Here is a 20,072-nt window from a genome sequence, read left to right on the forward strand (position 1 = left end):
AGCTTCCCCCACCTTTCATATGATTAAATAGGGATTTAATATCCCGGATTCTGTTCTATAGCTTCATTACTACGTTGAATTTCACTAAACGGAATTGGCAAGAAATACATTTTATCATCCCATCTAACATTTTCATCAGAAGTTAAATCGTAATTATATTCAAACGTACCATCCGTTGTTTGTAAAACGTCTACACCTGTTTTAGGAGTGTACTCATTGGGTGCTATTTTCCATCTTCTTAAATCAAAAAATCTATGATCTTCTAAAGCAAACTCCACCCTTCTTTCATTTCTGTAATCTTCAAGCAAGGCATCACCCGTTGTAGATATAGAAGGCATTCCAGCACGGTTTCTAACCATATTAATGGCATTTCTTGCCTCAATTTCATTACCAAGTGCCAACTGGGCCTCTGCATAATTCAAGTATGCTTCCGTTTTACGATAAAAGATATATCTACCGGTGTTACCACCATCCCAAGATAGGTTCTCATTTGCCCACTTTCTAAACGTATATCCTGTTCTAGATGCGTTATGTGGACTAATTGGTGAAACTCTTGAATCTTTACCTGCCAAGTCTGGATTTGATGGATCTTCTTTAGAAACAAATGGCGCATAGATATCATCTTTAAAAGGCGCATCATTATGAACTATAGTTTCATAAAACCTTGGATCTCTATCCTTATACGGGTCTTGTGGGTCATATTCTGCTGATTCTGATGGCAAATCTCCTGAAACCAATTCATAACTATCTACCAAATCCTGAGTTGGTGTAGTTGTAGACCAGCCAGAATTACTATTGGGAAACAGCCACACATTAACACCCCAACCTTGGTCATTTTTAGGAGTATACTGTCTTTGGAACAAAACTTCCTGATCCGTACCCCCTAAAAACATTGGTGTCCAATTTTCGAATTCCACAAGAGAAACAGATGATAAATCCATTACAGCTTTATTGGCATCCCTAGCAGCTTCCCATTTACTTTGAGAACCACTTGGGTTATATAATGGGCTGGCCGCATATAATAAAAGTCTTCCTTTTAAAGCCATAGCGGCCTCCATTGTTGCCTTACCTTCTTGAGAATCTGCCTTTGCAGGTAATAAGGAAATGGCCAAATCTATATCATTCAATATAAAAGCAACCGTCTCATCTATGGTTGCCCTGGTGACATCATAGGAATCCTGGCCTAATTCAAATGTTGAGTCTATTAAAGGAACACCTCCATAATATTTTAAAAGTTCAAAATAATTATATGCCCTTAAAAATCTCATTTCACCTTCCATAGGATTTAAATCCTCTACTGGGATAGACGAATTCTCTATTTTCTCAAAAAATAGATTTGCATTTCTAATGTAATAATAGGAATGAGCCCAAAGACCAAATGTTATACCTTCCCCATTTTCCCTATCTACCTCTGCTCTAGTATAGGTTCTGATCTGACCTTCAGCACTACCATGTTGGTTGTAGGCATTATCAGTTAGTCCATCAGTAAACGTATTTTCGTCTCTTAACGGTGTTCTTAATGTTTGGTAATTGCCATTTACATAGTTTTGCAAAAGTGCAGCATCATCAAATACATCTAGCTCACTATATCCATTTAAAGGTTTTACATCTAAAATTTCTTCAGAGCAGCTTATGAACAGCGTAGCTATGAAGGCCAACATAACCATGGATCTCATTTTCATTTTATAATTTTCTAAATTCTTCATGATTTTTTTTTAAAATGTTAGATTAACTCCAAAATTTATATTCTTGGTATAAGGGTATTGCCAACCCTCTATGCTTAAGGATTCCGGATCACTTAGACCGTCATCCTTAAGGTTATCCCAAGTAATTAAATTGAACCCACTTAAGGAGAATCTTAAATTTGAAAGACCTAGGGAAGAGATAACTTCCTGCGGTAAAGAATAGGCCAGTTCTATAGAACGTAACCTAAGGAAAGATACATCTCTTAACCAAAGCGTACTTAATTCTGAAGTACTATTACCTCTGTTATAAGAAGGTAAAGTTCCGTTTGGATTACGTACTGGGTCAAAAGCATTTTCCAAAAAGTATCTATACCCGTTATTACCGTTAGAGAATGAATACCTTAAATATTGCAAGGCCTTAGCTTGACCGGCAAACGAGGTATTCAACTCAATACCCTTATAGGCTCCACCTATTTGAAAACCATATTGTACCTGTGGTACAACTCCAAAACTACCATTTGGTACGGGGTTAGAATCTATCCTAATTCTATCATCACTATTTACAACCCCATCTTCATTTACATCTCTATAATAAGGATCTCCAATTCTGGCATTTCCATTTAAACCTGGGTAGGTTGCTAAATCTGCTTCTGTTTTATAAAAACCTAAGTAGTCATAAGCTAAGGTAGACCCAACAACATGGCCTTCTGCCTTTTGATAATCTTCTGGGTAAATACCTTCTTCATCAACAAAAAGTACATTACTTTTTGAATAACTGTAATTGGCCCCTACATAGAAACTAAAATCACCAAGTAGCTTATTATATCTACCTTGTAGTTCATATCCTTTGTTCTCTACCTTTCTAATGTTTTCATCCGGTAAATCCAAACCTGTATAGTTTGGCACCGATACATTTCTTGGCCCTAATATATTATCTCTCAATTGCTTAAATACATCAACACTAAAGGTTAGGGAGTTTTTAAGCATTCCCAAATCAAACCCTAAATTGGTAGTTTCTAACGTTTCCCAAGTAATATTTGGATTGGCAACCACACTAGGTGCAATAATATTTACATCTTGACCACCAAAAACGTACCCTTCCCTTCTTCCTGAGAATAGTTGAAAAAGATTCAAATATTGAAAAGGATCTACACGATCATTACCAAGCTCGCCATATGAACCTCTAAACTTTAATTCATTGATAAAGTTTATATTATCCTTAAAGAAGTTCTCCTGAGAAATTCTCCAAGCACCTTCTACACCTGGGAAGAACCCAAATCTATTACCCTCAGGAAAAATAGAAGACCCATCATATCTAAAAACAAATTTTAATAGATACTTGGAAGCAAAATCATAAGACACTCTACCAAAGTAATTTTGTCTTGTTAATTCTGTTGCAAAACCAGTACTTCTTTGTAATTCAGCATCACCACTACCAGCAAACAATTGGTCTATCTGTGCGGTTTCAAATCCGTTTCGCTGTACCTCCGTGATATCTGTAGTCGTTTTATTTTGCTCGTAGGCTAAAAACGCCCCTACCGTATGGTCACCAAAGGTTCTATTATAATCTATATTGGCATTATAAGTCAATGAAAGACCATCTGTATCTCTTACCCTTAAAAAATTATTGGCAAAAGACGGACCACCTTGTACTGGCTCAACACCATTATCACTTTCTTGGTAATACGTAAAAGGTTGAAAAAAGTGTCTTTCTTGATTGGTTGAATAATCGGCTGCCATCCATCCACCTATTTTTAAACCTTCCAAAAAAGGAACGGCATAATCTAAATTGATGCGACTATTAAAAACATATCCATTATCTCTTAAATATCCGGGGCCTTGAGCAATTGCCAAAGGATTTTGACCTTCTCTACCTCTAGCCGGTAAACCATCTATTGTGGCAGGAATGTCCGGTGCGGCCCTTACCGTGTTACCATAAATTGTTGCATCTTGGAATTGAAGAAACGATCTTTTCTCATTTCTACCCGCAAGATCCAATCTTAGATTAAGATTTTTAGCCACCTCAGCATCTAAATTAGCCCTTACATTATATTGCTTAAAACCTACATCATCATTTCCTTTAAAAAGACCATCTTGTTGTGCCGTACCTAAGGAAGCAAAATATTTGGATTTTTCATTTCCCCCTCTAACACTTAAACTTTGACGTTGCTGATCGGAAAATGATTTATACACCTCATTTATCCAATCCGTACTTGGGGCCGACCCATTTGCAAAGGCCTGAATTTGCTCCGGTGAATAAATATCCGGTTGACCTTGTTGAGATGCTAATGTATTTACACTTTGTGCATATAAAGCGGCATCAGCTAATTCAATTTCCCTAGTTGGACTTACAAATGCCCTGTTATGCGAATAATTGATTACGGCTTTACCGTCCTTTCCTCTTTTGGTAGTAACCAATATTACTCCGTTGGCCGCTTGTGCTCCGTAAATTGCCGCAGAAGCATCTTTCAATACAGAAATACTTTCAATATCGTTTGGGTCAATTCTAGAGAAACCACCCCTATTGGCCACACCATCAATTACAATTAATGGATCATTGTTACCGGTAGTTCCAATACCCCTTATTAAAAGACGCGCATTGTCCCTACCTGGTTCAGCGTTTGCCTGATTAACCACAAGTCCAGGAACACGGCCGGCCAGCGCATTATCTGCGGTAAGTACCGGGGTTTCCACAATCGCATCACCTTGCACCGTTTCAATTGCTCCAGTTACCTTTCTTCTTTCCTGTGTTCCATAACCCACAACAACAACTTCACTTAATGCCGAAGCATCTTCTGTTAGGACAACATCATAACTAGATTTGTTGGTTACCTGTACTTCCTTGGTAGAAAAACCTAAATAAGAAACCACTAATGTTGCAGAACCGCTTTCCAATTCTAACACAAATTCCCCATCAAAATTGGTTTGCACCCCATTGGTTGTCCCTTTTTCTAGTATTGATGCACCCGGTAAAGGCTGTCCGTTTTCATCACTGACAGTACCTGTTATTTGGTATTGGATTTCCTTATCCGCTTGATTTACCGTAGTATTTTCTATTGGTTTAACCACTCTTTTAATAAGAATAGTACCATCATCGGTAAATTTATAGGTAAGTCCTAACGGATTCAATGTGCTTTCCAACAACTGGCTTGCCTTGGTAGTACCTGCATTTAGAGTAACTACAGAAGCCCCTTGTATTAAATTGTTATTATAAACAAATTTATAATTGGATTGCTGATGTATTAGCCTTAGCATTTTCTTTATTGATACCGTCTGTGTTTTTTCTACCACAATCTCTGCATCTTGGGAAAAACTTGCTACAGGGCTTAACGCCATAGTAACCGTACAAAATAAAAAAATAAAAGCTCTCATAATCAGCTTAAGAAATAGATGACAATAAGGTATCTTTTGACACCTTGTGTAGTTAATTTTCATAAATTTGAGTTTGATTTAATTAGACATTTGGTTTAGTTAATCTTAAACAAGAGGAAACAGGCAACTCATTTGGACGTGCGGAGCCTTTTCCTCTATTTTTTTAATTCGTATTTTTTTGAATAATAATGGTATCATTATTAATGACAAATTTAATTTTACCTTCACTAGACTCTTCTATATGGTAAAGAATAGTATCTATAGAACTTGACCTCTCCAATATACCGGTAAAAGTGAAGTTCTTTAATTCTGCAGATTCAAAAGCTATTTCCACATCATACCACCTGGCCAATGAATTCATAATCTCCCCCAAAGATTCCGTATCAAAAGAAAAAAGTCCCGAAACCCAAGAAACCTCCTGCATTGCATCAACCTCTTTCACAGAAGTATCCCCATTTTCTTTATTATAAATAGATTGTTGGTTCGGTTTTAACAAACTTTCCCGAGTACCGTCACTTATTGCCACACTACCTTCTACCAATGTAGTTTTAACAAATTTCTCGTTGGTATAGGAACGCACATTGAATTGTGTGCCCAAAACTTGAACTTTTTGACCTTTGGTAATAAGGTGAAATGGCGTACCATTATTCTTTTCACTTGGAGAAACTTCTAAAAACACTTCGCCAAAAACAAGTTCTACCTCTCTTGGACGGTTTTTATTGAACGCTGTTGGATATTTTAATTTAGAATCTGAATTTACCCAAACCAATGTCCCATCCGGTAGTTTTAATTTAAACTGACCACCCCTTGGAACGGAAAGGTAATTATAAGATGAACTATCAGATGTTTCACTTTTCTTGTATTCTAAAGATTTTCCATTTCCTTGAACTTTATCGGAGTTGTACTCCAATCCTTCCTCTAACACAATCTGGTCACCATTATCCAAAGTCAAAATAGCCTTGTCTGTCCCTGCCTCTATAACTTTTTCAGAAGCAACAACTTCAGGTTCAGCAATTTCCCCTCCAGAATTAAACTGTAGCAAGGCTATAAACAAAGTAAAGGAGGCAGCAATTGCCAATTTTTTAAAGCGATTTCTTCTTTTCTCCCTTAAATCCTTAAAAATTTGTTCTTTAAAGGTATTTTTCGCCTTCTCACTATCATACATCTTCATACTTATAGAAAGTAAATAATGAATTTCAACTAATTCTGTAAATACCCTTTTCGGTTTTTTCTTATCAATAACCTTATCAAGTTTTTGAAGGTCAGACATATTGGCCTCCCTATTCAAAAATTTAATTATTAACCTAGCTTTATTTTTCATTTAACGTTAAGGATACTTAATTATATTACGTGTTAATTTAACATACCCCTAGGCATTTGATAACTTTTTTTTTAAATTTCCCAAAATTATCTACGAAATTCATGAAAATAGAACGAAATAAGGATTTGGAATTCGGGAGAAAATTAAAGTCTGGCAATGTTAAAGCATATGAACAATTAATAGACTTATATTATCAACAAATGTGTGGTTACGCCTACACTTTAATCCATGACCATACAGAAGCTGAGGATATTGTTCAAAATGTATTTGTTAAGCTTTGGGAAAAGCGCGCTAAAATAAAACCCGAACTATCTATTAAAAGCTTGCTTTACAAAAGTATTTATAATGAATTTATAGATTCTTACAGAAAAAATAAGGCCGTTACAAAATTAGAACTAAAGTATATTGAGGTACTTAGCGATTATGTAGAAAACCAACCGGAAAATCTAGAAATAAAGATTAAAAAGGTTTACGAAGTCATTGAAAAACTACCTCCAAAATGTAAGGAGGTATTCCTGTTGAACAAGAAAGAAGGACTATCCCATACTGAGATTTCCGAATATTTACAAATATCCATAAAAGCAGTGGAATGGCACATTACAAAAGCTTTTAAACAATTAAGAAAAAATTTAAATCAAGATATAGATACGATCCTATTTCTTCTTTTTGGCCATATACCACCACGGATAATTACGGATTAACGGACAACCTCAACATTTAAAACGTATTTAAATAAATACGCCTTAAGTACTATGTTGCTTTCCAATCCTCAAAATTTCTTTTAATTTTTTCATCGGTTAGCGGGTATAGCCCTACAATAGATTTGCCCTTCTGAACCTCTTTCATTACAAATTCTTCATATAACGTCATTTCAGTACATTCCTCGGCAACCTCATCTACCAAATGGGCAGGTATAACCATCACTCCATCATCATCTCCAAGAAGTACATCACCTGGAAAAACAGCTACATCCCCACAAGCAATAGGTTCATTTAAGGCTATGGCCTGATGCAAGGTCAAATTAGTAGGCGCAGACGGTTTTTGATGGTAAGCAGGCATATTTAAACCGGCAATTTCTGTAGCATCACGAAATCCGCCATCGGTTACCATGCCAGCTGCACCACGTACCATTAACCTAGTTGCCAAAATAGAACCCGCCGAAGCGGCACGTGCATCTTTTCTACTGTCCATTACCAGCACTGCGTCTTTGGGACATGTTTCTACCGCTACCCGTTGTGGATGTTTTTTATCCTTAAAAACCGAAATAGGATTTAAATCCTCTCGTGCAGGAATATATCTTAATGTAAAGGCCTCACCTACCATATTCGGTCTTCCTTTTTTTAAAGGGACTACTCCTTGAATAAATTGGTTTTTTAATCCCCTTTTAAACAAACAAGTGGCCACCGTTGCGGTACTTATTGCTTTTAATTTTACTCTTGTAGCATTTGATAATGAAGACATATAGTTAAATTTATTCTGCGGTTTCCCAAGTTCGTTTCAGATAATCAAGATCCTTTTTCATTTGTAAAAAAACCTCTTTTTGATTTATTGTTATTTGGGTGGCGCCGTGTTCCGCTCCACCCAAATCATACTCAAAATGCAAGGAAACAGGAACATTGATAACATATTTTTTGAGTAACGAAAAATAACGTTCAAAATCTACCATACCATCTCCCAAAGGAGTATTTACCGGTTTCCATTGACCATTAACCTTGCCCCATTTAAAATCCTTGATTACTATTGATTTTATATAAGGTTTTATTTGCCGTAATCCCAACTCCCAACTGTTTCCTCCTTCTACTACGGCATGCCTAATATCATATTGACAACCTATATTCTTGTTTTGTGTAGCCGAAAGGATCGGTATTAGATCCCAAATAGGAGCCCCCACATGTTTTCCTGCATGGTTTTGATAGCACCCTATGATTTCTAGATGTTCATTTAGTTTTTCTAAAGCGGCAGCTTGTGCGCCATAAACTACCTGACTTTCTTCAATACTTCTTTCCTCTGGATATTTTAACCATCCGGTACGGTAATGCGTAAAACCTAACTGACTTGCGGTAAGCAATACATTTTTATGTACTGCATCACGGGAATCCCAAACATTGGTTGTCATCATCCCAGGATTCATATCATATTTCTTCATCGCGGTAACAGCTTTAGGCAAATCTATCTCGGTCTCACGGTCAAATCCAAACCGTCAAAACCAATTTCTTTTGCCCTGGCGGCCATTTCATTATAATCAAGGAATTGCAAATGTTTAGAAAATAAGTTGATAACAAGATTATCTTTAGATTTTGGACTTTGGTTACTAAAAGGAGTATTAAAACCCATTAAGGGGATACCCCCAATAGCCATTGCGGATAATTTGGTAAAGTCTCTTCTGGTAACCTTTTTTTGATTTCTTGTCATCCTTAACGTATTGAAGATTATTTATCACGTAGAATTCATGTTAAAAACTTGCGTGTCTCACAAATATATGTATTTTTGGTAAACCAAACTGGTTAACCAATTTAAATAAATTCATGGAAAATAAGAATCATACAATAGTTTTGGTTGGTGTGTGCGGCACGGGTAAAAGCACCATTGGCCAAAAAGTATCAGAACACTTGGGTATTCCTTTTTTTGATGTAGATACCTTATTTACACCTAGTGAGTCCTCAAATAGTAGCTTACCACAAGAAATAGATTTGGATAAATGGTTGAATTCCGTTGAAGATTTAATTAAAACAGAAGCCAATAAAAAAGGCTGTGTTATTTCCTGTTCTATTTTAAAAAAGAAACAACGCTTAAGGTTGACCGAAAATTGTAATCATAAAATTGATTGGGTTTTTATGAACGACACCTACGAAAATGTAGCTCAACGCTTGGATAATAACAATGATCATGACCGACCTATTTCAGTTGTAAAATCAGATTTTGAAACATTAGAAATTCCTAAAAGGGCCTTAACTATAGATATGTCCTACCCGCAACAGGAAACCGTGTCCACTATATTAAAATATCTTGCTCGTAAGTATGGATGATTCTGTACTGTGGTATGATAGCCTTATAAAATCTTAAAATGATAAAGAAAAGTCACTTTTTATTAGGGGCGGTAATGTTACTGTTCTCTTGTGCTAAGAATGTAGATTCCAGTGGTATTTATGTAAAGGACATAGCTGAGTTAAACACAGCTATATCCAATGCAAAAGCTGGAGACGAAATAATTATGGCCAATGGGGAATGGAGTAATGTCAGAATTAAACTCTCTGGTCAGGGAACAGCAAAACAACCCATTACCCTAAAAGCCGAAACCCCTGGTAAAGTAATTGTTAAAGGTAAATCGGATTTAAAACTTGGGGGCGAATATTTGATTGTAAACGGTCTCTATTTTAAAGATGGATTCTCCCCTTCCCAATCGGTCATAGAATTCGCAATTACAGAGGATACGGTTGCAAATCACTCCCGTATTACCAATTGTGTAATTATAGATTACAACAAAAGTCAAAGAAACAAAACGGACCTTTGGATTCTGTTCAAGGGGCGACGCAACACCCTTGAGCACTGCTATATTGAAGGAAAATCTAATAGAGGCCCTACCATTAGAGTTGATTTAGCAGGAAACCAAAACATTAATAATTACCACAAGATCATCAATAATTATTTTGGACCAAGACCTCCTAAAGGCGGACCCAGTGCAGAAACTATTCAGCTTGGAAATAGTTTTACGTCAATGGCACCTAGCTATACCTTGGTAGCCAATAATTTTTTTGATAGGTGCAATGGGGAAGTGGAAATTATATCGAGCAAATCTAATTTTAACGAGTTTAGAAATAATGTATTCTACAAGAGTGAAGGTTCTCTGGTTACCAGACATGGTAACTACTGCACAATAGACGGAAATTATTTTATTGGGGATACAGATTCCGAACAAATTGGGGGCGTTCGCTTGATTGGCACGGGCCATTGGGTCACCAATAATTATTTCTATAATTTAAAGGGAAAAATCTTTAGAAGCCCACTAGCAGTAATGAACGGTATTCCAAAATCTCCCTTAAACAGATACATTCAAGTAACCGATGTTGTTGTAGCCCATAACTCTTTTATCAACTGCTCTTCTCCCCTCCAATTTGGAGTTGGATCTAATGTGGACCAAAAAGAAGTTTTGCCAGCATCTGAAATTAGGTCAGAAAGACCCATACGCACCATTGTGGCAAATAATTTGATCTATAACAACAGAAGCGACCAACAACCAGTTGTTGCCCATGATTCATTGGATGGCATTACGTTTAAAAGTAATTTAATTAACAACCAAGGTTCGTCATTTAAACATGATACCGGCTTTCGCCAAGAAGATTTTTCTTTAATGGAAATAGAAGAAAACCTCTTAGCCCCAACTCAAAATCTACCAGTTATAGCACGCTATAAGGGGTTTGAATTTGACCAAATTACAGAAGATTTATTCGGTAATTCACGTACCAAAGAAAATACAATTGGTGCTATATCTAAGACAAATACTGTAAAACCTAATCCAATGGATGTGTCTAAGTACGGACCGGATTGGTATCAGGTAGCATCCAATACATACAGCAATACCAAAAGGCATACGGCAAATTCCACAGAAGAGCTAATAAATGCAGTAAATGATGCCAATGCCGGTGACACTATTGTATTGACGGCTAATTCGTATGTACTAAAAACTCCTTTGAAAATAACCAAATTATTAACTTTAAAGTCTGCTGAAGCAACGAATAAGGCTACAATTAATTATGTAGGAGAGGCAGAAACTCCCGCTTTTGAAATGAATCCTGATGGAGAATTAATTGTGGAAGGCATCCGTTTAATAGGTACCAATAATCAATATGCATTTGCCAGCTTAAAAAATAATATGTCCAGCTTATATAACGTAACGGTTATAAATTCTATAATATCAAATTTTGACTACGTGCTAAAAGGTTATAAATATTCTTTCTCCGAGTATATAACCTTTAACTCATCAACCATTAAAAACTGTGCTAACGGATTAGAATTGGCTGCAGAAGATGATGATAAAGGGGAGTACAATGCAGAAAATGTTTTTATTGATAACTGTCTTTTTGAAAATGTTACCAAAAACGTTGTAAATTATTACAGGGGAGGTTATGATGAATCTACGGTAGGTGGCAATCTTAAGGTTGTAAATACTACGTTTAAGAATTGTGGTTCTAAAGATGAAACCGGTATTTTATTGAATACCTATGGAATAATAAATGTAGACCTATCAAAAAATATATTCAAGGATAACAAAATAAATCTCATAGCAAGATTATGGGGGGCAAAAAACAATTCACATTCTGAAAATACCTTTGAAAATTCTGGCAAACTGGTTGTTGAAGAAAACCTACCATTAAAATTAATGTATTAAAATTATGCCAAAAAAAGTTATAACATTTGGGGAAGTAATGATGCGCTTATCTCCTCCAGGATACGAGAAATTTTCACAAGCTAATTCCTTTGAACTGGTCTATGGTGGTGGCGAGGCAAATGTTGCTATATCATGTGCTTACCTTGGCATGAAGGCGGCTCACGTTACCCGCTTTCCAGACAACGCTTTAGGAAAAGCGGCAACCCAATTTTTACGAAAACATTGGTTAAGTACCGAACATATCTTCTATGGAGATCATATGATAGGCAAATATTTTCTTGAAAAAGGTGCCGTTCATAGGTCCAGTGAAGTAATCTATGAACGTGAGGGTTCGTCTTTCTCCTTGATCAAACCCTCTATGGTGAATTGGGAAAATGTGCTTAAAGATGCCGATTGGTTTCATTGGACAGGAATTACTCCTGCTATTTCAGAAGGGGCTTACTTATGTTGTCTAGAAGCCATAAAAACGGCAAATAAAATGGGCATTACGGTTTCTGGAGATATAAATTCTCGCAACAATATGTGGAAATACGGAAAGACCATGCAAGAAGTTATCCCTACATTGGTACAACATTGCGATGTGGTAATTACCAGTAGCTATGGTATTCGTGAAATGTTTGGACTAGGTCAACACGAAGATAAATTTAAAGATTTAGCCATCATACTAATGAATCAATTTCCGAATATCAAGAAAGTGGTAAAAAAAACGCGAAGAACCTTAAGTGCTTCTCACAACCAAATTCAGGGTAAATTGTGGAACGGGCAATCATATATTAAAAGTGATATGTTGAACATTACCCATATCATTGACCGGGTAGGAACCGGAGATGCCTTTGCCGCTGGTCTTATTTACGGACTATTACATTATGACGATGAACAAGCCATTGAATTTGCTTCTGCCGCTTGTGCCTTAAAACACACCGTCCCTGGGGATGTCAATATGGTTTCATTGGAGAATGTTCAGAGTCTTATGGACGGAGAAGCTTCCGGGGATATAAAAAGGTAATTTCAAAACTTTACAACGGGTACCAATCAAATCCACATAAAGTGATCCGAAATATTATGGATTTAACTTAAAATCAACCTATTTATTGTTAAATATTTGGTAGTCTTACAAATAACTGTATTTTTGGTAAACCAAACTGGTAAACCAATTAAACGGTTTTTTTAATATTTTGATTTAGCACATACAACAAACTACAAGAATCAACTTAGTACCAACAGCATATGAACCATACAAAAAACAAACCATCACTCTTAAATTCAATAGTAATAGTAGCTACTGCCTTACTAGCATTTAATTGTGGAGATGTTAAAAAACAAAAGGCCTTAAATTCGAATACAAATTTATCTGGACAAACCCTCCCAAACGATATTATTCCTTTTTTTGAGCATTGGAATTTAATTCTGGGGGATGGTTCTAATGTCGGCCAAGCAACAGACTACGAGAACAAAGATTTCTTTTACACTGCAGAAGACGATAATGGTGACTGGGTTGTTTTTAAATCCCCTAATGCAGGTAGCACCCATGGTTCTTCTAACAACACTAGGACAGAACTGGCTCAGTTGAAAAAATGGACACCCATGACCGAAGCAAAAATGAATGCTACACTTAAGGTTATGAACGTTTCTAACACTGGTGACCCTCGTGTTGCAGCAACCTATTCCGTAGTGGTGGGACAGATTCATAGTGCCGACGGACATGAGAACGAACCCCTAAAAATATTTTACAAGAAATTTCCAGGGCACACAAAGGGCTCTGTCTTCTGGCATTATGAAATAAATACGGCAGGTGATGATAATTCTAAAAGATGGGATTACTCCTACCCTATTTGGGGGCATGACTTTTCTGTGGTTAGTGAAGATGAAAATAGTTATCCGCCAGAACCAAAAGATGGAATTGCCTTAGGTGAAGAATTTAGTTATGAAGTTGATATTAAAGATGGAATGATGTACCTCACCTTTACTAGTGAAGGACACGAGACCAAAACTTTTACAAAAAATTTAATCGCTTCAGAATACACCAATAGGTCCACTATTCCGGAGCAAGTACAAAATTTATTTTTCCCCATTGGTCAAAATGGGGTTGAGCGTGAAAAAGCATACTCCGGCGAAGGTCTATTTTTTAAACTGGGCACCTATAACCAAACCAACGGAAAAGACCCTAAAGTAAACAAAGTGTGGTGCTCAGGAGCCGAAACGCATGGTGGGGACCTACAAAAACAGTACTCAGATGGTAATTATGCAGAAGTTTGGTTTAAAGATGCTAAAATCACGATCAGTGATGACGCCTATTCCAATGCGGGATATTTTGAAGCTAATGATGGTCTTAGTACCAAAACTGTATATCCTAACGAAGTAATTCCCTTTATGGATAAATTTAAAATACTTACAGGCGATGGCACCACGGTTGAAGATATCACGGAATTTGAAGACAAAGATTTTTTCTATACCGTAATTGATGGCACACGCCGCTGGGTAGTTTATAAAACACCAAATTCTGGGGTTACCTCTAAAAACTCTAGCAACACGAGAACAGAATTACACGAAAAGAGAGAATGGACTCCAGAAGATGGCGGTAAGCTTACGGGCACCTGTAAAGTAATGCAAGTTTCTACTTCGGGCGATGCAAGGGTGGCAGCATCTTACTCTGTGGTAATAGGACAAATCCATAGCGGGGAAGGCCACGAAAACGAACCATTGAAAATATTCTACAAAAAATTTCCTAGCCATACCAAAGGTTCCGTATTCTGGAATTATGAAATAAATACAGCAGGTGATGATAATGCTGGTAGGTGGGACTACTCCACCCCGGTTTGGGGATATGATATGTCCGTCATTGGCACAAGTAAAAACGAGGCACCCACAGAGCCTGTAGATGGTATAGAATTAGGAGAAGAGTTCAGTTATGAAATAAATGTTTATAAAGGAATTATGTACCTCACGTTTAAAAGTGACAAACATGAAACCAAGACATTTACCAAAAATCTCATCCAATCTGATTACGTAAACAAAACCGATATACCGGTACAAACACAGCAAATGTTCGTGCCAATAGGGCAAGATGGTACAGAACGGCCCAATGCCTATAAAGGTGAGCTTGGTTATTTTAAACAAGGTGCCTACAATCAAACCAATGGTAAAAGCTATGAAACCAATAAAGTTTGGTGTGCTGGTGCAGAAACCTATGGTGGTGATATTGCTAAGCAGTATGAAAATGGTTGCTTTACAGAAGTATGGTTTAGAGAAGCAACGGTTGGTCCGGGTACGCCCCCAAATTAATTACTATTTAAAAACAGTTTATTAAGAATACAAAAAGTGATCAAATTTTAAAATCATATAAAAATGAAACGTTTTAGTGAAAAATACATCCCAACCAAAGAAATGGAATGGGATGAGCTTGGTGGTGGAGTATCGAGGAAATTTTTAGGTTATGACAACCAAATTATGATGGTAAAAGTAAAATTCGAAAAAGGTGCGTTGGGTGCACCTCATCAACATTTTCATACCCAAGCCACCTATTGTGTATCGGGTAAATTTGAATTTGAAATTGATGGAGTGAAGAAAATTGTAGAGGCTGGAGATGGCGTTTACATTGAACCAAATTTATTACATAGCGCAGTTTGCTTGGAAGAAGGCATGCTCATCGATACGTTTAGCCCTGTTCGTGAAGATTTTTTAAGTGGTGATGGCGTTTCTTATTTTGGAAACAAATAGCGACAATTAAAAATTCTATTCCAATTTGTGAGAACTTCATATCACAATTTAAATGGACAAAACATTCACAATACCATTATGTCAAGAATATGAAAAATAAACTATCAGGAAAAAATGTTCTCATTACCGCTGGTGCACAAGGAATTGGCGAGGCAATTACCAGGCACTTTATAGATAACGGTGCCAATGTGGCCATACATTATTTTTCAAGCTCCAATACTGCTGACGAACTGGTGATTTATGCACAGAAAAAAGGCTTAAAAGCCCTTGCTATAAAAGGTGACCTTACAAATGAAGCTGACGCTAATCATGTTGTTCAAGAAACGGTAAATACCTTAGGCGGTTTAGATATCCTTATTAACAATGCAGGCTCCCTTGTAGCCCGTAAAATGTTAGGTGAAATGGATTTGGAATTTTGGCAGAGAGTTATGGACATTAACCTTACCTCTATGATGTTCGTAACAAGGGCCGCAATTACCCATCTTGCAAAAAATGACACAAGTAGTATTGTCAATTTGGCATCACTTGCAGGACGTAAAGGAGGTCACCCCGGTTCTTTGGCGTACGCAACCAGTAAAGGTGCCATACTAACCTTTACACGAGCACTCTCCGCAGAATTAGGTCCTAAAGGTATACGCGTCAACGCCGTAGCTCCAGGCCTTATTTTAGGAACATCATTTCATAATACCCACACCACCAAAGAATCTGCAGCAGCGACTACTGCAGGTATTCCTATTAAACGGGCCGGTAATGCTAATGATGTTGCTAGAGCGGTCGTCTATCTTGGTTCAGAATATGATGGCTTCATTACAGGTGCCACATTGGACATTAATGGCGGTGTCTATAATATGTAAAAGTATTTACCTAAAGTAATCTTAACTACTATTGTTTACACTTAATACGAATACAAGTTATACGATGATTTCCATGAAATGATTTTACTAAACCCTTTGTACAGCAATCAACAAAATTATCGACTTAACAATTATATAGCACCAATTTTATCGTTCTGATAAAAATCCAAATTATAAAATCTGTATTTAATTTTTATTTAACAAAGTAATAATATATATTTGGTAAACCAAATTGGTAAACCAGTATGGAAAACCAAAATACGGTTTTAAAGAACTAACAATTAACTAAATCAAAATATCACTCGCGAATGAAAAAATAGGAAAGTTTAAAAAAGAAAAAAGGACGGGTGCACGCCCATCCTTTTAAATCAAAATTACTTCATTATGAAGGGAAGTAATACTTACATGATACCAAGATATCACGTGTTACAAATTTACAATAAACATTTGATTTTTCAGAATACGGGTCTTGGGTAAATTTCATTTAACGTGCAATGAACATGTTAAATGTCAAAAAACAATTTACTAACTCATTTTTACTAAAATTTAAATTTATGAAGATTACGTTACTAAAACGGTTGTTATTACTAGGAGCATTTGTTTGCTTCTCAGGAATATCTGCCCAGACGGTATCCGGTACGGTTTCTGATTCAAGTGGACCATTACCTGGAGCAAGTGTTGTCGTAAAAGGAACAACTAATGGTACGCAAACCGATTTCGACGGAAATTATACGTTAGATAATGTTGATGGTTCCGCTACCTTAATATTCAGTTATGTAGGCTATTCCTCCCAAGAAATAGCTGTAAACGGACAAGCAACCATGAATGCGGTTCTTGTTGAAGATACCAGCCAACTAGATGAGGTTGTGGTCATTGGTTACGGTACAAGAAAAAAATCATCATTAACAGGTGCAGTTGCCAAAGTTGAAGGTGGAGCTATTGCTTCCATTCAGGCACAACGTGTTGATGAGGCTCTTGCAGGTAAATTATCTGGGGTATTAATTCAAAATCAAGATGGTGCGCCAGGTGCAGACCCAAAAATACAGATTAGGGCCGCTTCTTCCATTAATGGGAATTCAAACCCATTAATTGTTGTGGACGGCTACCCCATTTCAGGTAGTCTTGCAACCGTTAATCCTAATGATATTGAAAGTTTAGAGGTATTAAAAGATGCGGCTTCCGCTGCAATTTACGGTTCTCGTGGTGCCAATGGTGTTGTATTGGTAACTACCAAAAAAGGGAGAAGCGGTAAAGCTAAATTTAGTTTTAATACATATACCAGTACTTCAAGTAGATATCTTAGAGATAATATTAGAACCACTGCTGGTGACTTTGCTGAAATAGCAAGAGCTAATATTGCGGACGGTACTTTTAATGTATCTGATCTAGACCCCGCCATAGTGGAATACAGATTAAATGGCTATGCAAACTCGCCAGATGTTGTTGGTGTCGAAGATTGGTTTTTTAGAAACGGTTCAAGTACCAACTATGACTTTAGCATGAGCGGTGGTACGGATGATGTAAATTATTTTGGTTCAATAGGCTATCTAAATACAGATGGTGTAGCCATTACCCAAGGTTTTGAAAGGGTAAATGCCCGTTTAAATATTGATGCCAAACTAGGAGACAAATTTAAAACTGGGGTAAGTTTCAATGGTTTTGTTTCAAAAAGGGATATTGTTGGTCATGATATGCGAGATTTATTGAGAGCATATAGTGTACACCCTATTTATCATACAGAAGCTTCCATTGCTTTTGTTCAGCAATTGGACCAACAAGCACAGGCTTTAGGTCTTAATTTCTTTGATTCTGGGTATAGAGGCGGTGCAGATGCACCCTTTAATAATAGCATTTATACTTTAGAGCCAGGAATGACTGCTCAAGATTGGCATTATGGTAGAAGCGGTAATGGTATTGGTGGATCTGGTGATGCAGGTCCTGCTACAAAACTTGACAATACCGATCGCTATCAAAAAACATTTTTTGGTAACCTAACATCCTACTTACAATATGAAATTGTAGATGGCTTAAACATCAAAACTGTTCTTGGAGGTGATTTAAGGGATACCGAAGATTATTTCTGGCGTGGTCTGGAGTTCGACTCAAGGGCTAGAAGCACACAAACTGCCTTAGACCAAACCAATGTCAAAAGATCATCTATATTAAGCGAAACTACATTAAACTATACTAAGACCATTGACAAACATGATATTTCAGCAGTTGCAGGTCTAGAATTTCAGAACTTCTTCATTACGGGCACCTCCCTTCAAGGATCAAACGTTCCCTTTGGAGATATTATAAATTTCAACCTTCTAGAGCCTGCTGACATTGCTGTATCTGAAAGGGATGAAACCATTGCAAGAAGAAGTGTCTTTGGTAGGATTAACTATGCCTATGACAATCGATATTTATTTTCCGCTTCTGTAAGAAGGGATGGCGACTCTCGTTTTGGAGCCAATAACAAATACGAAACCTTTCCTGCACTTTCTGTGGGTTGGAACGTGCATAATGAAGCATTTTGGAAATCAGATGCATGGAGTTTAATGAAGCTAAGGTTTAGTACGGGTTCTTTGGGTACAACTTCAGATTTAGGAGCATATAATTCATTAAGCTTATTGAATCCTAGCGCTACTATTTTCGGAAATGGATTCTTAATCCCATCAGATGTTGCCAATGAAGATTTGACTTGGCAGACCAATACGGAAACCAATTACGGTATTGACTTAGGGTTTGCAAGTAACCGTTTTCGCATAAGTGCAGATTATTATACATCAGATATAGAGGATATCCTTATTAACCAGAGTGTATCGGAAGTTTTAGGTACAACCTCAATTCGATTAAACTCCGGTGATGTAAGAAGTTCTGGTCTTGAGCTAGAGTTATCGGCCGCTTTGGTCCAAAAAGCAGATTTCAACTGGAACGTAAGTGCTAACCTATCTACTGTAAACACAGAAATTACAGATTTGGGCGGATTAGACGAATTACCACAGACCATTTATGGGCAAAGTGGTAGAGGTCCGGTATTTAGAAATTATGTAGGTGGTGAAATAGGTGAAATGTGGGGTATTGAAACAACGGGTGAAGTTGAAATGGAATACCTGTCCAACCCAATTGAATTTCCTGACCAAGAAAGTGGTTGGAGCTATGCCGTAGACCAAAATGGAGACGGAGTTATAGATAGGACCAGAACTGTGGAAGAAGGTGGTGATTTGGTGAAAATTGGACAAAATACACCTGATTTTTACTGGGGACTTAACAGTAATATCCAATTCAAGGATTTTGATATGGCATTTCAATTTCAAGGCGCACAAGATGGTGACGTTTACAATATTGACCCATTATACTATGGCTCGCAATGGGGAAGAGGCTTACGTGACGTGTTTGATGCGGACGGTGATGGTTTAGCCGATAATAACGGACAAATTTATGTTCGAAACAGAGATCAAACAGATTCCATGATTCAAGATGCCTCTTACGTTGCTTTAAGAAACTTGACACTAGGTTATACCCTAGATTCAGATTTAGTCAACAAAATTGGTATGAATTCTGCCAGAATCTATGTAGCTGCAACGAATCTATTATACCTATGGGGAGATGATTATACTTCATTTAACCCAGAAGGTATAGAGACAACTAATGGTGGCTATTTAGGCCCAACTACTTATGGTGTTCAAGTGGGTGCTAGCCCAATAGTTAGAAGCTTTACATTGGGTTTAAATCTTAATTTTTAATACGAA

14 protein-coding genes are annotated in these 20,072 nt (G+C 36.9%); 8 read left to right on the plus strand and 6 right to left on the minus strand.

The features are described from left to right. Positions 1–35: 35 nt before the first annotated feature. From ABVM52_RS01625 to ABVM52_RS01635, 3 genes are all read right to left on the minus strand, one after another. Positions 36–1,706 carry a RagB/SusD family nutrient uptake outer membrane protein gene (locus ABVM52_RS01625; RefSeq protein WP_405383067.1) on the minus strand — a complete coding sequence of 557 codons (1,671 nt, stop codon included), beginning with the start codon at positions 1,704–1,706 and terminating at the stop codon, positions 36–38. Positions 1,707–1,715: 9 nt separating this feature from the next. Further along, entirely contained in the window at positions 1,716–5,021 is a 3,306-nt protein-coding gene (locus ABVM52_RS01630) for a TonB-dependent receptor (RefSeq protein WP_405383069.1), read from the minus strand. A gap of 199 nt (positions 5,022–5,220) precedes the next feature. Then, on the minus strand, positions 5,221–6,378 hold the full coding sequence (locus ABVM52_RS01635) for a FecR family protein (protein ID WP_405383071.1): 1,158 nt from the start codon (positions 6,376–6,378) through the stop codon (positions 5,221–5,223). A 101-nt stretch (positions 6,379–6,479) separates the two neighbouring features. On the opposite strand from ABVM52_RS01635, the gene ABVM52_RS01640 reads away from it, so the two are divergent. Then, positions 6,480–7,079 carry an RNA polymerase sigma factor gene (locus ABVM52_RS01640; RefSeq protein ID WP_405383073.1) on the plus strand — a complete coding sequence of 200 codons (600 nt, stop codon included), beginning with the start codon at positions 6,480–6,482 and terminating at the stop codon, positions 7,077–7,079. A gap of 49 nt (positions 7,080–7,128) precedes the next feature. On the opposite strand, the gene ABVM52_RS01645 is transcribed toward ABVM52_RS01640, so the two are convergent. From ABVM52_RS01645 to ABVM52_RS01655, 3 genes are read right to left on the minus strand one after another with little or no spacing between them, the layout of a single operon-like run. Next, positions 7,129–7,839 carry a ribonuclease activity regulator RraA gene (locus ABVM52_RS01645; RefSeq protein ID WP_405383075.1) on the minus strand — a complete coding sequence of 237 codons (711 nt, stop codon included), beginning with the start codon at positions 7,837–7,839 and terminating at the stop codon, positions 7,129–7,131. A gap of 10 nt (positions 7,840–7,849) precedes the next feature. Continuing rightward, positions 7,850–8,524 (minus strand): sugar phosphate isomerase/epimerase family protein, encoded by a 675-nt coding sequence (locus ABVM52_RS01650; protein ID WP_405383077.1) that lies wholly within the window; start codon positions 8,522–8,524, stop codon positions 7,850–7,852. Positions 8,525–8,547: 23 nt separating this feature from the next. Continuing rightward, a complete protein-coding gene (locus tag ABVM52_RS01655; RefSeq protein WP_405383079.1) occupies positions 8,548–8,790 on the minus strand; it encodes a hypothetical protein in 243 nt (80 codons plus the stop codon). A gap of 113 nt (positions 8,791–8,903) precedes the next feature. Between ABVM52_RS01655 and ABVM52_RS01660 the strand changes: the two genes are divergently transcribed. The 7 genes from ABVM52_RS01660 (at position 8,904) to ABVM52_RS01690 (ending at position 20,066) form a co-directional block, all read left to right on the plus strand. Next, on the plus strand, positions 8,904–9,404 hold the full coding sequence (locus tag ABVM52_RS01660) for a shikimate kinase (RefSeq protein WP_405383081.1): 501 nt from the start codon (positions 8,904–8,906) through the stop codon (positions 9,402–9,404). A gap of 38 nt (positions 9,405–9,442) precedes the next feature. Further along, the gene (locus ABVM52_RS01665) at positions 9,443–11,764 is read left to right on the plus strand and encodes a chondroitinase-B domain-containing protein (protein WP_405383083.1); all 2,322 of its coding nucleotides are present in this window, start codon (positions 9,443–9,445) and stop codon (positions 11,762–11,764) included. Between the two features lie 4 nt (positions 11,765–11,768). Next, positions 11,769–12,770 carry a sugar kinase gene (locus ABVM52_RS01670; protein WP_405383085.1) on the plus strand — a complete coding sequence of 334 codons (1,002 nt, stop codon included), beginning with the start codon at positions 11,769–11,771 and terminating at the stop codon, positions 12,768–12,770. A gap of 221 nt (positions 12,771–12,991) precedes the next feature. Beyond that, complete coding sequence (locus ABVM52_RS01675) at positions 12,992–15,046, plus strand: polysaccharide lyase family 7 protein (protein ID WP_405383087.1); 2,055 nt, start codon at positions 12,992–12,994, stop codon at positions 15,044–15,046. Between the two features lie 63 nt (positions 15,047–15,109). Further along, entirely contained in the window at positions 15,110–15,481 is a 372-nt protein-coding gene (locus ABVM52_RS01680; protein ID WP_405383089.1) for a cupin domain-containing protein, read from the plus strand. Between the two features lie 89 nt (positions 15,482–15,570). Further along, positions 15,571–16,335 (plus strand): SDR family NAD(P)-dependent oxidoreductase, encoded by a 765-nt coding sequence (locus tag ABVM52_RS01685; protein ID WP_405383091.1) that lies wholly within the window; start codon positions 15,571–15,573, stop codon positions 16,333–16,335. A 554-nt stretch (positions 16,336–16,889) separates the two neighbouring features. Then, positions 16,890–20,066: a SusC/RagA family TonB-linked outer membrane protein gene (locus tag ABVM52_RS01690; protein ID WP_405383093.1), complete on the plus strand. Its 3,177-nt coding sequence runs from the start codon at positions 16,890–16,892 to the stop codon at positions 20,064–20,066. Positions 20,067–20,072: the final 6 nt, after the last annotated feature.

The sequence above is a fragment of the Maribacter sp. LLG6340-A2 genome (assembly GCF_045057105.1).
GTDB lineage: Bacteria > Bacteroidota > Bacteroidia > Flavobacteriales > Flavobacteriaceae > Maribacter.

What these genes read in the sequence shown, in the direction of transcription:
- ABVM52_RS01625 (WP_405383067.1), bottom strand. Translation starts at nt 1,706, where the DNA reads ATGAAGAATTTAGAAAATTATAAAATGAAAATGAGATCCATGGTTATG.
- ABVM52_RS01630 (WP_405383069.1), bottom strand. Translation starts at nt 5,021, where the DNA reads ATGGCGTTAAGCCCTGTAGCAAGTTTTTCCCAAGATGCAGAGATTGTG.
- ABVM52_RS01635 (WP_405383071.1), bottom strand. Translation starts at nt 6,378, where the DNA reads ATGAAAAATAAAGCTAGGTTAATAATTAAATTTTTGAATAGGGAGGCC.
- ABVM52_RS01640 (WP_405383073.1), top strand. Translation starts at nt 6,480, where the DNA reads ATGAAAATAGAACGAAATAAGGATTTGGAATTCGGGAGAAAATTAAAG.
- ABVM52_RS01645 (WP_405383075.1), bottom strand. Translation starts at nt 7,839, where the DNA reads ATGTCTTCATTATCAAATGCTACAAGAGTAAAATTAAAAGCAATAAGT.
- ABVM52_RS01650 (WP_405383077.1), bottom strand. Translation starts at nt 8,524, where the DNA reads ATGAAGAAATATGATATGAATCCTGGGATGATGACAACCAATGTTTGG.
- ABVM52_RS01655 (WP_405383079.1), bottom strand. Translation starts at nt 8,790, where the DNA reads ATGACAAGAAATCAAAAAAAGGTTACCAGAAGAGACTTTACCAAATTA.
- ABVM52_RS01660 (WP_405383081.1), top strand. Translation starts at nt 8,904, where the DNA reads ATGGAAAATAAGAATCATACAATAGTTTTGGTTGGTGTGTGCGGCACG.
- ABVM52_RS01665 (WP_405383083.1), top strand. Translation starts at nt 9,443, where the DNA reads ATGATAAAGAAAAGTCACTTTTTATTAGGGGCGGTAATGTTACTGTTC.
- ABVM52_RS01670 (WP_405383085.1), top strand. Translation starts at nt 11,769, where the DNA reads ATGCCAAAAAAAGTTATAACATTTGGGGAAGTAATGATGCGCTTATCT.
- ABVM52_RS01675 (WP_405383087.1), top strand. Translation starts at nt 12,992, where the DNA reads ATGAACCATACAAAAAACAAACCATCACTCTTAAATTCAATAGTAATA.
- ABVM52_RS01680 (WP_405383089.1), top strand. Translation starts at nt 15,110, where the DNA reads ATGAAACGTTTTAGTGAAAAATACATCCCAACCAAAGAAATGGAATGG.
- ABVM52_RS01685 (WP_405383091.1), top strand. Translation starts at nt 15,571, where the DNA reads ATGAAAAATAAACTATCAGGAAAAAATGTTCTCATTACCGCTGGTGCA.
- ABVM52_RS01690 (WP_405383093.1), top strand. Translation starts at nt 16,890, where the DNA reads ATGAAGATTACGTTACTAAAACGGTTGTTATTACTAGGAGCATTTGTT.